Source organism: Cytobacillus sp. ABV4_503, assembly GCF_056158445.1.
In genome coordinates, this window is sequence record NZ_JBSWTH010000001.1 from 1,701,962 (window position 1) to 1,715,852 (window position 13,891).

Consider the following 13,891-nt stretch of genomic DNA (forward strand, 5'->3'; position numbering starts at 1 on the left):
CATTCACTAATCGATGATGACAGAAACGGTATCCCCGTTTGCCGATTTAATATCAACAATTTGGCCATCTAATTCGTTTTCGATTGCTTCTATAATAAGGCTTATGTCTATATCTTTAACGTATTTTTCTGATTGGGGGATACTAGCTGCGATGCTGTGTCCAGCCATTAATACTGCCTTGACAAGTTTTATTGGCAAATTGACCGTAACGTTATCATCTTCGGCGGATACAACACGAATTTTTAAAGTTTTATCTAAATATTTAGCCGTTTTCACTGCCAGCTTATTACCCGTTTCTTCTTTCTCTTTTAATACCTGGATCAGTTCTGATCCCTTATCGGCATCAATTTTCCCTTCTTGAACCATTGTTAGCACTCTTGAAATTTCCTCTTTCATGATAACTTCCTCCCTATTCCTCTTTTAAAAGCTTTATGGCTTCTTCTGGTGTGATCTCGCCATTTTCCAACATGGTGACAATTTTTTTCTCGTCTGCTTCATTCTTCTTTTTCTGCACATATCCGAGGGATGAAATGATGTCTGTTAGCTTGCCTCGTACCGTAGGATACGAAATACCCAGTTCCTTTTCAACTTCTTTGATATTTCCTCTGCATGTTAAGAATACTTCCACAAAATGAAGCTGATCCTTTGATAATGATGCCAGCTTAGATAATTCAAACTCATTTTCAATGGTCGTGTGACAATGAGAGCACTGCAGCTTCGTAATTTTCAATGTTTTACTGCAGACAGGACAATCAGTTATTAATTTATAAGCCATAATGAAAATCCTTCCTTTTATTTGACTTGATTATATAACAATGAATCAAAAAAATAAATAATTATAATTAAAAATATTAATAATTTTAATTGGGTATTTAATTTTATTGATTGTTAGGCGGTGGTGCAGATGTTTTGTGAAAAGAGCCTAATAAAGGGAAAATAAAATATTAATAGAAAATAATCAGTGATGTATTTAAATATTTTTCGTGCTGAAGGAGTGATTTTCAATGCATTTTCGAAAAGCTAATGAAGAAGATTTACAAGCTATTGTCCGCTTGCTTGCCGATGATGAATTAGGAGCAAAGCGTGAGAGGTATGAAGAACCTCTGCCGGATTGTTATTATAAAGCATTTAAGGCAATAGAAGTACAGTCGGGAAATCAGATCATTTTAGCTGTAGACGGTCAGTCGGTGATTGGCTGCCTTCAGTTAACAATCATTCCTGGTTTAGCGCGACAAGGGATGAAACGTGCACAAATTGAAGGTGTGCGTGTTGATCAGCGCCACCGTGGTAAAAGGGTAGGAGAAGCCTTGTTTAAAGAAGCGATTGCAATAGCGAAGTCTGAGGGGTGTGGCCTTGTCCAATTGACAACAGACAAGCAGCGTGATGATGCACATCGTTTTTATAATAGGCTGGGGTTTTTTGCGAGTCATGAAGGGATGAAATTAATTTTTTAATTTGATAGCTTTATTAAACTGGCGTGATTTTTGGACCAGCTAGAATACCAGTTTAATACTGAATAATAATAATGAAGGAAGGCTGAATAATTTTTCGTTAAATGGAAATTATATAGTTGAATTCAAAAAGGAGGAATGATGTGGAAACAAGCATGAGTGTTGAAGAAGTATTGACCGGGATCTCAGAACTGTTGGAAAAAGAAGGGCAGCCGCCCCGAAAGAAGCAAGTAAAAAAATCAAATCCAGAGCTAATGAAAAATGCATTGTATTATTTTCCGAGCTGGGAAAATGCAGTAGAGCAGTCTATGGGATCTTAACCTCAAGGTGTACATAAGATATCTGCTTTTTAAAATTGGAGTTCTTCGTAAGTGTTTTTCCAATTTAAAAGGTAATGATGAAACCACAGAAGATGCCTTCCTGATGGGAAAGTGCTGACATCTTCTGTGGTTTTATTAATTGGAGGAATGTTTCGCAAAGATTAGAAAGTCACATGGGCGGGTTAAAAAGCCCGGTCACCATTAAAGATCGAATTTTTTACAATAACATAATCAACATGACGGATGGCATCCAGCTTGTTGCCGCCAGCGTAAGAAATGGAGGACTGGAGATCCTGCTCCATTTCTTTTAGAGTATCTGCTAATGATCCTTTGTGCTCTACTAAAATTCTTTTGCCTTCAACATTTTTCTTTTCGCCTTTTTGAAATTCAGAGGCTGAGCCGAAGTATTCTTTATAGAGCTTTCCGTCTTTCTCATTCTCAATGGTTTTACCAGGTGACTCCTCATGTCCTGCAAACAAGGAACCAATCATCACCATGGTTGCACCAAATCGAATTGATTTAGCAATGTCACCATGGGTGCGAAGACCTCCATCTGCAATGATCGGTTTGCTTGCTGCCTTTGCACACCAGCGAAGTGCAGCTAATTGCCAGCCGCCCGTTCCGAATCCTGTCTTGATTTTTGTGATGCAAACCTTGCCAGGCCCAATACCAACTTTTGTGGCATCAGCACCAGCATTCTCTAATTCTCTGACTGCTTCCGGAGTTCCGACATTGCCGGCAATCACAAAGCTTTGAGGAAGGTTTTTCTTAATATGCTGAATCATTTGGATGACAGCATTGGAATGGCCATGAGCAATATCAATAGTAATGTATTCCGGTGACAGCTCTTCATCAGCTATTTGCTGTATAAACTCATACTCGCCTTCTTTGACGCCAACACTGATCGAAGAGTATAATCCGCGTGCCTTCATATCTTTCATAAAAGATATTCGCTTCTCTGGTTCGAATCGATGCATGATATAGAAATACCCGTTCTCTGCTAAATATATGGCAATTTTCTCATCTACAATCGTCTGCATGTTGGCAGGCACCACTGGCAGTTTAAAAGCACGGTCCCCCAAGAAGACCGTTGTATCACATTCAGATCGGCTATTGACGATACTTTTTGCGGGAATTAATTGAATATCTTCATAATCGAATACATTTTCCATTGTAATCCTCCTATTGAACGAAGCTGAATACGTACGGCCATTGCAAGGATAGGTTTTTCAGTTTCAGTCGATCTTATACAGGCTGGCAGGGAAGCATCATTAAAAAAGAGCTTAGAAAATTCCTAAGCTCAATGGATAATAGGGGGTCGAATTGTGAGGGTTCGACCACTTTAATTTTATACAATTCTGTTTATTATTTCAACTTATTAAAGTAAAAACGCATAAAAGTGATAATGCAATAAAAACTTTCCCTCTTACTAACATGAATTATAAGACAATTATCGCTTTGGCTATTCCCCCAGTATTTCAACTATAGGGGCCTTGAGATAGCGATAGCAGGACAGATGAGGATCCTTCATACATTGCTGCAGGAGCAGTAGGCATTTTTAATTATGTTAAAACATCCCATTCTCATTAGGCGATTCATCTGGTATGGGCTGTCCTACATCCCACAGTTCAGCAATCTTGCCGTTTTGAAACCGAAAGATATGTACTACTGCTCCACCGAGGTCCTCGGGGTTTTGCTTCACGTGGGAATGAACGGCAACGGTTTCATTTTCCTGGATTGCGAGTTTGACTTCAAGTAATTTGCTGGGGTTTTGCGCTGCATTCTCTTCCATCGCGTGCATGAGAGATTCTGCATCGCCACGGAAATAGGGATTATGGTGGGAAAAATCTGGGCTGATGTAACGCTTGTAGGCTTCACGGACCTGGCCTGATGCTACCAGCTGCAGAAAAGAAACAGCTTTTTCTTTCAGTGATAGGTTTGACGTTGATTGCTGCTCTGTACTCATTTGTATCATCCTCTCATCTCATTAATGAATTTAATTGAAGTATAAGTTATAGATATCCTAATGACAATATGTTGCGATAAGGAGAATCTCGATTCGTTAACTTATTTTAATTTAGAGTGAGCACTTTATTAATTTGTGATATATTTTAGAAAAAAGTTATAAAGGAGGCAGTTAGCTTGAGTATCCATTTTGAAGTGAAAAGATCCATTCAGGTATCTGCACAAAATGCCTACAAAGCTTTAATCGATCTTGATTCGGCAAAGGACTGGATGAATGGTCTAGTTGGAATAGAGCGGGAGGAGAGCGGGCCATTAAAAGTGGGGAGTCAGTGGAAAGAGACAAGGAAAATGTTTGGAAAAGAAGCTGCTGAACATTTTGAAGTTGTCGAACTCGATGAGCCCAATAAAATTGTACTGCGCTGTGATGGAACCAAAGGAACAACAGGCAAAGGAGAATTTTTATTTACATACATAATCGTTTCAGCAGATGATGCTTCAGAAGTTACTTTACTTGGTGAGATTAAGGGACTCACAGGCTTTTCAAAATTGTTTGGAAAGATGATGGCTGGAGCCTTTAAGAAAGCCTGTGCGAAAGATTTGGATGCTTTAATAAACTATTTAGAAAAGTGAAAGTAATAATTAAAAGGAGCAGTATGTTATGTCAATCATTGATAAATTAAAGCTTAATAAATATAATAATTTGGCTGTGCTCAACCAGCCAATTGACTATGCTGTATTTAATGAATACAAAACCACTTTATCAGGTGAGCATGATGCAATCTTCATCTTTGTTGAAACCATTGATGAAATGACAGAGTTTACCCGAAAAGTGATCGATGAGGAGCAGCTGCTCGAAAAAGGATATTTATTTTTCGCTTATCCTAAAAAAGGAAATAAACGGTATGATACATACGTTCATAGGGATGATATTTTTCCGGCGATGAAAGTGGGAGAAGATGGGTATGTGGAAAATAGCGATGTGAAATTCTCGCGGATGGTGAGCATGGATGATGTCTTTACGGTTGTTGGATTGAAGCGTGAAAAGAAGAAGGAGAAAAAATCAGCCGCTCCTAGTCAATGTGTGGCTGATTATGAAAATAACGTGAATGATATTGAAGAGATCTTAGCAGATCATCCAAATGAATTGAAATTTTATCAGGAACTAACCCCAGGTTACAAAAAGGATTGGGCCCGCTACATCTTTTCTGTTAAACAGCAGAAAACCCGTGAGAAACGCGAAGCACAAATGGTCGATATTTTATCACAAGGGTATAAATCGGCTGATTTGTATAGGCAGAAGAAGAAATAATATGGTTCCTGCCCCAGGTTACTTTAGTAATTAGGGGACAGGAACTTTTTTAAACTATAAATTATTTAATTCACCTATAAATACTTTTAATTCATCATCAGAAGTAAATTTGTATGCATACCCATAGCAGATCGTTTCATTGCCAGTATGTTCACGTTTTAGGAATTCCCGGAGAGCTGTGCTATGTGCAGTTAATGCTGGATTTGATACGGTTAAAAAAAGACATCTGTCTATGCAGTAATTTTTTTTTACAGCATGGATAGCATGTCTTGATTCTATGAATAATGAGAGATATTTTAATTTGAGGTATTATTAATTTAAAGTTAAGTCAAAAAAGGAGCGGATCACAATGGCACTTAACAAAATTACTCCAAAGGAATTATATGAAAAAATGAAGCAAGAGAATGTCACCTTATTAGACGTACGTGCAGAGGAAAAATACAAAGCGTATCATTTAGAAGGTTCTAATATCGAAAGCTTAAATATACCAAAAACACACATCTTAAATCACACTTTTGAAGCTGAAACTGATTCATTGCCAAAGGGGAAAGAAATAATTGTAGCATGCACAACAGGGAATTCCGCGGCAAGGTGTGCAGCCATCCTTTCTGAAAAAGAATTTAATGCTACTGTTTTAGAGGGTGGGATTACTGCCTGGAAGGAGTTTATAAAAACAAAATAAATGTTAAAAGCTATTGACTTAAAATAAATTCAGGTGCTATAGTCTATTTAAATTCAAAAAATTCCGGCGATTACTGCGGGAAGTTACAGCCTAGAGGTGTGTTTTGTGGTTAGATTAAAGGATATTGCGGAGTATGTTGGCGTTTCTATTTCTACTGTTTCCAGAGTTATTCAGAATGACCAGACAAGGAATGTTAACCAGGAAACGAGAAATAAAATCTGGCAGGCTGTCAAGGAGCTGGGGTATACACCCAATCAGCATGCAAGAAATCTGGTTAGCAACAGACAGAATAAAAGTGATGCCAGGACAATGAAAATTGGCTGGGTTGCCAATCCTACACAGGCTGAAATAAATCCATATTTTTCCAATATCTATACAGGTATTCGTGATACTTTAACAGAAAATGATTATACATTAATAAGTATCACTAAGGATGAGATTGAAAATGAAGCACTTCTTCTCAAGACCATTCATGATCTCGGGATTGAAGGACTTCTGCTGATCGACAGTATTGATGAAAGCCTAATTGATTACATACAGCAAACGATTCCTGTTGTGGGACTTGACTTCTACTATTCCGATAAAGATATTGCGATTATAGATTATAACCGTGTGGCCGCATTGGAAAAAGTTGTACAGCATTTAGTGAATCAGGGTCATCGTGATATTGGGTTTATCGGCGGGGGAATTAATGAAGCTTACCAGGACTTAAATGAAGAATTACGATTTAAAGGTTATCAATCTGCTATGAAAGATGCAGACCTTTCTATTCGAGATGAATGGGTTATCAATACCAGATGGAAAATGGAAAACAGTTATGAGGGAATGAACCAGCTCATTAAAAGCAGTTCGGGAGATTTGCCGACAGCTATGGTTTGTGCAAGTGATTTAATGGCTCTGGCTGCAATGAGAGCAGTTATAGAAAATCAGCTGAGAATTCCAGAAGATATTGCATTCTTTGGAGTGGATAATATTGAAATGGGGAAATATTCATCACCGCCGCTTTCAACAGTAGAAATCCCCAAATATGAAATGGGAAAAATGGCCGCGAAAACGATTATGGAAATGGTAGAGGAAAAAGTGGTTTTGCCAATCAAAATTATTTTACCATTTGATTTAGTTATTCGTGAATCATCTTCTAAAAAACGGACCTAAGCGGTTCTTTTTTTGAAAACGTTTGGAAAACGTTTGGATAAATTACGGAAATTTTCCGGGGTTTATACGGCTAAATAGAGAGGAGAAATATACATGAAGACAATGACAGCGATCCTTATAGGAGCTGGAGACAGAGGGGCGAGAGCATATGCACCATATGCTCTGGATTATCCGCATGAATTAAAAATTATTGCTGTTGCAGAACCGAATAAGGAAAGGAGAGGGAGAATACAGCAAGAACATCAAATTCCAAATGAAAATTGCTATGAATCATGGGAAGAGATCTCACAGCTGGACAAACAAATTGCCGATATTGCCATTATCTGTACCCTGGATAGAAACCACTTCAAAGTGACCATGAGAGCTTTAGAGCAAGGGTATCATGTCCTCCTGGAAAAACCAATGTCACCTGACCCCTTAGAATGTATATTAATGGAACAGCAAGCCAAAACATTTAACCGTCAGCTGACCATCTGCCATGTGCTCAGGTATACCGATTTTTGGAAAGCAATAAAAAAGGTAATTTCCCAAGGGGAGATCGGTGATGTTGTATCTCTTCAATTAAATGAAAATGTTGAAGTTATGCATATGTCACACAGCTTTGTAAGAGGCAATTGGAAAAACAAAGAAAAATCAAGTCCAATGATTCTCCAAAAGTCCTGTCATGACATGGATATCATTTCATATGTACTCGGAAAACCATGTAAAAGACTAAGTTCGTATGGATCCCTGATGCATTTTAAAGCAGAAAATGCCCCGGAAGGAGGCCCGCTGCGATGCTTGGATGGATGTCCTGCCGAGCTTGAGTGTCCATTCCATGCAGGACGGTATTACCTCGGTGAAGGAAGAGGCTGGGCAAAAAAATTTACAGAAGATTATACCAATGAAGGCATAATTGAAGCCTTGAATAGAACGCCTTATGGAAAGTGTGTATATCGTTCAGATAATAATGTCGTCGACCATCAGGTTGTCAATATGGAATTTGAGGGAGGAGCAACCGCTGCCTTCAGCATGTGCGGTTTTACAAGAGAACAAACTCGAATCGTTCAAATAATGGGAACCAAAGGTGAAATTCGCGGAAACATGGAAGAGAATAAAATCTCAATTTTTGATTTCCTAACCAGGCAGGAAACAGTGATTCATTTTGATCAGCCAGTAGGCGGGCATGGCGGTGGAGACCGCGGAATTATGAGACTATTCCTGGAAGAAGTCCGGAATGGCAATAAAGAGGACAGTGTTTCTTCTGTTTCCGCATCTGTAAGAAGTCATCTAATGGCATTTGCGGCGGAAGAGTCACGGTTAAACCAGGGTCAATCTATCAATATAGATGAATATTATCATGGTTTAGTTGGGAATATTCAAGTTTAAAAGATTGTAAACACAGCTCTTTAAGCAGTGTTGCAATATATTTAGCCAGTTAAGATTATATCTTAATGCAGAAACCTGAGTGTTTGGAAAACGTTATCCGAGGAGGTGGTAAACGTTATAAATAACTTTCGTCCATAACATTTTTATTCATCTAGAGATAAACCCCTTATGTTTTGAGTTAGGCAAACAAAAAACTTTAGGAAAGAAGGGAAATGGGATGAAGAAATGGATCATCATGCTATTAACCGTTGTATTAGGTGTGATTGGCCTATCAGGCTGCAGTGATAATGATGCAGCATCCGGCGGAGGAAAAGATGGCAAGGTTGAGATTACGTATGGATTCTGGGATAAAAAGCAGGTTCCTGCGATTGAAGAAATTATAAAGTTATTTAATGAAAAATATCCGGACATTCAAGTGAAAACAGAAATCACACCTTATGGCCAATACTTTCAAAAGCTTGAAACAGCGGCAACGGGCGGTGCTTTGCCAGATGTTCTATGGATGAATGGAGCACACGTTGTTCAGTATGCAGAAGGGAAGGTCATTCTTCCATTAAGTGAAATGGCGGAAAAGGACAATTATAGCTTAGAAAATTATCCGGAATCATTGATTGATCTGTACACAGTAGATGGAGATATTTATGGGATTCCAAAAGATTACGATACAACTGGGCTATGGTATAACAAGAAAATCTTTGATGAAGCCGGAGTATCCTACCCGGATGAAACATGGGATTGGGAAAAATTGAAGGAAGCTGCGAAACAGCTGACTGACAAAGATAAAGGAATTTGGGGCTATGCGGCATTAATGGGCAATCAAGGCGGATATTATGATTTCATCTGGCAGAATGGCGGCTATATCATTTCTGAGGATGGCAAGTCCGCAGGGTTCGACAAACCTGAAGCAATCGAGGCATTAGAATACAATGTCAGCTTTATTAAAGAAGGACTCTCTCCAACACAAGCGCAGATGACCGAAACGGCTGCTTCTGAATTATTCTCATCTGGAAAGATAGCGATGATGTTTGATGGTCCTTGGATGGTTCCTGAATATAAGAAAAATCCCGATTTAGATGTAGCGGTGGTTCCACAAGGGAAAAAACGTGCCGTTTCTATTCACGGGCTTTCCAATGTAATATCTTCGAATACAAAACATAAAGAAGAAGCTTGGAAGTTTGTTCAATTCCTTGGTTCCAAAGAAGCAGCAGAAGTCTTTGCCAAAACGGGAACCGTCATTCCGGCATTTAATGGTACACAGGATGCATGGAAAGAATCAGTCCCTAATATAAACCTTCAGGCATTTATTGATGGAGCCGAATATTCAGTGCCTCTGCCAAGTGTGGAAAACACAGGGGAAATCTGGCAGTACGAAACAGATGTACTTAAAAAGGCCTGGAGTGAGGAAATAAGTATTGAAGAAGCAGCAGAAGAGCTGACAAAGAAAGCAAATGAGGCATTGTCCAAGTAACTACTAATTGAAGAGAAGGATTTTGCAATTCTTCTCTTCCATTTATATAAGGAGGGATGACTTTGAAGGAAGTACCTCTTCAGACAGAAGTAAAAACAGCCAAAAGGATAAAGGTTTCGAGCCTCGCCAAAACAAGGAAGCGGTCAGACTATTTTTGGGCTTATCTTATGATTGCACCAACAATGCTTGGATTGTTTATTTTTTATCTCTGGCCCATTATTCAGAATTTTTACTTTAGCTTCACCGAATGGGGTTCATTTGGACAGTATGAGTGGACAGGCTTAGACAATTATAAGAGATTGCTTGAGGATGCAACTCTTCTTCAAGCATTTAAAAACACAAGCATCTATATTATTTTTACAGTGCCGATTGGAATTTTCCTGTCCATTATTGTGGCTGTTCTTTTAAATCAGAATATCAAAGGTAAATCTATTTACCGGACTTTGTATTTTTTACCAGTCATCACAATGCCAGCTGCCATTGCGATGGTCTGGAAATGGCTGTATAACGCAGACTACGGGATGTTTAATTATATATTATCCTTGGTCGGAATTGAAGGGCCGCAATGGGTAAGTGATCCCAATATTGCTTTATATTCGATTATTGCGGTAGCGATTTGGAGCGGTATTGGCTACAATATGGTCATTTTCCTTTCAGGGCTGCAAGGCATTCCAAAGATGTATTATGAGGCAGCAGAAATAGATGGGGCAGGTCCTGTCACCGTGTTTTTTAAAATTACACTGCCGCTGCTTTCACCGGTTATTTTCTTTGTGTCCATTATGTCACTGATTGGTGCATTTCAAGTATTCGACTTGATTTTCATGATGATTGGAAAAAGCAGCACGGCGCTTGAAAGTACACAGTCTATTGTTTATTTGTTCTATCAGCATGCATTTGTACTAAATGATAAAGGATATGCTGCGGCTATTGCAGTTCTTTTATTAGCGGTCATTTTAATAATTACAGCCATCCAGATGGTTCTTCAGAAAAAGTGGGTTCATTATGATTAAAGGAAGTGATGCCGATGGACAGAGCACTCAAGCTTATTGCAAGTAGAACATTCCTTTTCCATTTCATCCTGATTATTGGGGCTGCAGCAATGGTACTGCCTTTCCTATGGATGATCCTTACCTCGTTAAAAACGTATGCTGAATCGATTCAAGTACCCCCGGTTTTGATACCCGAAGATTTTCAGTGGGGAAATTATAAAGAGGTATTTGGACTCCTGCCCTTTTTCAAATTTATGTACAATACCGTAATTATTACAGTTCTGCGGACAGCAGGCCAATTGTTCTTATGTTCATTAGCTGCATATGCCTTTGCCAGAATTGAATTTCCGGGGAGAAACATTCTATTTTTGTTAGCGCTTACTGTGTTAATGGTGCCTGGGCAAGTTTTCCTGTTGCCGCAATATATGATTATGGTGAAATTAGGATGGCTCAATTCCCTGCAGGCTGTCATTGTACCAGGGTTGTTCAGCGCGTTTGGCACGTTTCTATTGCGGCAGTTTTTCATGGGACTGCCCAAAGAATTGGAGGAGGCAGCCAGACTTGATGGCTGCAACCATTTTCAAATTTATTGGAGGGTGATGCTCCCGCTTGCAAAGCCGGGTTTAATCGCTCTAGGAATCTTTACAACACTCTGGAGCTGGAATGAATTGATGTGGCCGATGATTGTCAACAGTTCTCCTGAGTCTATGACTCTATCAGTGGGATTAACCTCGCTTCAGGGGCAATTCTTGACAAATTACCCAATTCTGATGGCGGGATCTTTCTTAGCCATCCTGCCAATGCTGATCTTGTTTATCTTCCTGCAGAAGCAGTTTATTGAAGGGATTGCTGTTACAGGAGGGAAATAAGCTCTTTGCTTAAATAACCTCAAGCTTGCAAGGGCAACCATATATTCATAGCTTTTTTGTCTATGAGTTTTTTATTAGTAAATTGGATATAAAACCGTCCTTTTAAGGTCGATTCCTATTATTAGTTTCGGGGTGAGGGATTTGAAGAAGGCTATTGGCATTGATATTGGCGGGACCAAGATTGCAGCTGGGATCATTTCAGAAACAGGGGAGATACTGAATCGGGCAGAAGTAAAAAGCGATCCATCAGATAGAGAAAAGATGTTTAAGAAGGTAATAGATGCGGTTGAACGACTTTTTACTGAGTCCTCTATGTCTATCCATGACATGGAGGGACTGGGCGTGGGTATTCCTGGAAAGGTGGACAGGGAGAAGGGAATGGCTATTTTTCAAAATAATTTGCCATGGGCTCTATTTCCCATCAAGGAAAGGCTTCTTGATCAATTTGGACTTAAGCGGGCTGTCATAGACAATGATGTTTATATGGCTGCATTTGCCGAGTGGAAGGCTGCCGGGGCAAACAGTAACGAGACATTTGTTTATGTAACGATTAGCACAGGCATTTCCTGCGCCATTATCAACCAGGGGACATTTTATAGAGGAGCTGGATTTGGAGGGGAGCTTGGTTTAATACCCGTTTTGTCAGGAGCAAAAGGAACAAAGTGGAATCGTCTGGAAACTGCAGCAGCTGGTCCGGCTATTGAGAAGCTAGCTAGAAGGAAATTACAGGAAGAATCGCTGTCATCGAAAGATATTTTCGAACACTATAAATCGGGAGCATTTGAGTATCAGTCCATCATAGGTGAGGTGACAAACCTGTGGGCTCAAGGACTCTACTCCATATCATGCTTATTGGACCCGCATAGAGTTGTGTTAGGCGGAAGCGTGATTGCAAATAATCCCTCTTTGCTTAACATCATTAAGGAAAAACTGGAAACCTTCCAAATCAGTGAACAAAAGCATCTCTTAGGAAATATGACGATTAGCACCATCAGACAGGATAATGGAGTAATTGGTGCGGCCTTACGGGTGTTTGAAGAAATCTAATAGATTAAGAGGGGTGTAGAAAATGTTCACATTAAGCCGAGAAAAATTAAGGACATTAGGAGCAGAAATTACAACTGCAGAAATCAAACAACAGCCTGATTTATGGGCTGAAACTATAACTATTTATAAAGAGAAAAGAGAGCTCATTAATGAATACTTGCAGAATTTGAGTGAAAAGCACCAACGGGTCCGGGTGATCTTTACAGGTGCCGGAACCTCTGCCTATGTTGGTGACACCGTTACTCCTTATTTAAAAGGGAAAGCGGATGAAAATCAGTGGGACATGCAAAGTATTCCTACGACGTCTATTGTGTCCAATCCATATCAATTTCTTAAAGCTGAAATCCCGACCCTGCTCGTATCTTTCGCCAGAAGCGGCAATAGCCCTGAAAGCATTGCTGCAGTCGAGCTGGCAAAACAAATCGTCACGGATCTATATCAAATCACCATTACTTGTTCAAAGGAAGGCAAATTAGCTCAGCTGGCAGCTGGAGATAATTACAATCTGCTGGTATTAATGCCTGAAAAGTCTAATGACCAGGGATTTGCGATGACTGGAAGCTACACCTGTATGACGTTAACTGCCTTACTTATTTTTGATTCCCTAACTGATGAAGAAAAAGAAAACATTGTCAGAACCATTCGCCGTATGGGAGATAGTGTCATTGGCAGGAAAGTGGAAATTGAAAAGATAATGAATGCAGAATTTGATCGGATTATTTATCTAGGGTCAGGGGGATTTGAGGGCTTGGCAAGAGAAGCGCAATTGAAAATCTTGGAGTTGACTGCCGGAAGAATTGTGACCGCATACGATTCATCCATGGGATTCCGGCACGGTCCAAAGTCTTTTATCAATGATAGAGCCATTGTATTTGGCTTTGTCTCCAACCAGCTTTATACCCGCCAATACGATTTAGATATCTTAAACGAGCTGAAACAGGACCAGATTGCCAGCACTGTTTGTGCTATTGCTGTTGAGGGGGACATCAATTATGCCGGAAATGCATTCTTGTTCGAAAGGGAGGCGGGGGCTGTACCAGATGCCTATTTGTCTTTGCCATTCGTTATGGTCGGTCAAACGATTTCTTTGCTGGCTTCCGTTAAAGTCGGGAATAAACCGGATACCCCCTCACCAAGCGGAACTGTTAACCGCGTTGTAAAAGGTGTCACAATCCATGAATTCAAGTGTAAATAGCAGAAGGGCTGAATTAAATGGCCCTATCGGAAAGATAGGGCCGTACAGGAAGAAAGAAGGCGGCGCTAAGCTT

General features: G+C 39.7%; 16 protein-coding genes. 12 read left to right on the forward strand and 4 right to left on the reverse strand.

Annotation, left to right across the window (positions count from 1 at the left end):
* Positions 1-6: 6 nt before the first annotated feature.
* Positions 7-396, reverse strand: coding sequence for an SHOCT-like domain-containing protein (locus ACXAD1_RS08630; RefSeq protein WP_206836766.1), 390 nt, complete (start codon positions 394-396; stop codon positions 7-9).
* Positions 397-409: 13 nt separating this feature from the next.
* Positions 410-775, reverse strand: coding sequence for a DUF2089 domain-containing protein (locus ACXAD1_RS08635; protein ID WP_206836768.1), 366 nt, complete (start codon positions 773-775; stop codon positions 410-412).
* 229 nt (positions 776-1,004) lie between these two features.
* Here ACXAD1_RS08635 and ACXAD1_RS08640 point away from each other — a divergent pair, with 229 nt between their 5' ends.
* Both ACXAD1_RS08640 and ACXAD1_RS08645 read left to right on the forward strand, forming a co-directional pair.
* Positions 1,005-1,454 (forward strand): GNAT family N-acetyltransferase, encoded by a 450-nt coding sequence (locus ACXAD1_RS08640; RefSeq protein ID WP_206836771.1) that lies wholly within the window; start codon positions 1,005-1,007, stop codon positions 1,452-1,454.
* Between the two features lie 140 nt (positions 1,455-1,594).
* The gene (locus ACXAD1_RS08645; RefSeq protein WP_206837719.1) at positions 1,595-1,771 is read left to right on the forward strand and encodes a hypothetical protein; all 177 of its coding nucleotides are present in this window, start codon (positions 1,595-1,597) and stop codon (positions 1,769-1,771) included.
* 182 nt (positions 1,772-1,953) lie between these two features.
* Here ACXAD1_RS08645 and guaC read toward each other — a convergent pair whose 3' ends face one another.
* A complete protein-coding gene (guaC, locus tag ACXAD1_RS08650; protein WP_206836772.1) occupies positions 1,954-2,943 on the reverse strand; it encodes a GMP reductase in 990 nt (329 codons plus the stop codon).
* Positions 2,944-3,338: 395 nt separating this feature from the next.
* Positions 3,339-3,737, reverse strand: coding sequence for a nuclear transport factor 2 family protein (locus ACXAD1_RS08655; protein ID WP_474909826.1), 399 nt, complete (start codon positions 3,735-3,737; stop codon positions 3,339-3,341).
* Between the two features lie 176 nt (positions 3,738-3,913).
* Between ACXAD1_RS08655 and ACXAD1_RS08660 the strand changes: the two genes are divergently transcribed.
* The 10 genes from ACXAD1_RS08660 (at position 3,914) to ACXAD1_RS08705 (ending at position 13,818) form a co-directional block, all read left to right on the forward strand.
* Complete coding sequence (locus tag ACXAD1_RS08660) at positions 3,914-4,366, forward strand: SRPBCC family protein (RefSeq protein WP_206836775.1); 453 nt, start codon at positions 3,914-3,916, stop codon at positions 4,364-4,366.
* A 28-nt stretch (positions 4,367-4,394) separates the two neighbouring features.
* Positions 4,395-5,045, forward strand: a complete 651-nt coding sequence (locus ACXAD1_RS08665; protein ID WP_474909827.1) for a YdeI/OmpD-associated family protein — start codon at positions 4,395-4,397, stop codon at positions 5,043-5,045.
* Between the two features lie 349 nt (positions 5,046-5,394).
* Positions 5,395-5,727, forward strand: a complete 333-nt coding sequence (locus ACXAD1_RS08670; RefSeq protein ID WP_474909828.1) for a rhodanese-like domain-containing protein — start codon at positions 5,395-5,397, stop codon at positions 5,725-5,727.
* A gap of 105 nt (positions 5,728-5,832) precedes the next feature.
* The gene (locus ACXAD1_RS08675) at positions 5,833-6,882 is read left to right on the forward strand and encodes a LacI family DNA-binding transcriptional regulator (RefSeq protein WP_206836781.1); all 1,050 of its coding nucleotides are present in this window, start codon (positions 5,833-5,835) and stop codon (positions 6,880-6,882) included.
* A 93-nt stretch (positions 6,883-6,975) separates the two neighbouring features.
* Positions 6,976-8,250, forward strand: a complete 1,275-nt coding sequence (locus ACXAD1_RS08680; protein ID WP_370222750.1) for a Gfo/Idh/MocA family protein — start codon at positions 6,976-6,978, stop codon at positions 8,248-8,250.
* Between the two features lie 217 nt (positions 8,251-8,467).
* Positions 8,468-9,718 (forward strand): ABC transporter substrate-binding protein, encoded by a 1,251-nt coding sequence (locus ACXAD1_RS08685; RefSeq protein ID WP_206836788.1) that lies wholly within the window; start codon positions 8,468-8,470, stop codon positions 9,716-9,718.
* A 56-nt stretch (positions 9,719-9,774) separates the two neighbouring features.
* Positions 9,775-10,728, forward strand: a complete 954-nt coding sequence (locus ACXAD1_RS08690) for a carbohydrate ABC transporter permease (protein ID WP_474909829.1) — start codon at positions 9,775-9,777, stop codon at positions 10,726-10,728.
* A 14-nt stretch (positions 10,729-10,742) separates the two neighbouring features.
* Positions 10,743-11,576, forward strand: coding sequence for a carbohydrate ABC transporter permease (locus ACXAD1_RS08695; protein WP_474909830.1), 834 nt, complete (start codon positions 10,743-10,745; stop codon positions 11,574-11,576).
* Positions 11,577-11,717: 141 nt separating this feature from the next.
* Entirely contained in the window at positions 11,718-12,623 is a 906-nt protein-coding gene (locus tag ACXAD1_RS08700) for an ROK family protein (RefSeq protein WP_474909831.1), read from the forward strand.
* A gap of 22 nt (positions 12,624-12,645) precedes the next feature.
* On the forward strand, positions 12,646-13,818 hold the full coding sequence (locus tag ACXAD1_RS08705; RefSeq protein WP_206836798.1) for an SIS domain-containing protein: 1,173 nt from the start codon (positions 12,646-12,648) through the stop codon (positions 13,816-13,818).
* Positions 13,819-13,891 lie beyond the last annotated feature (73 nt).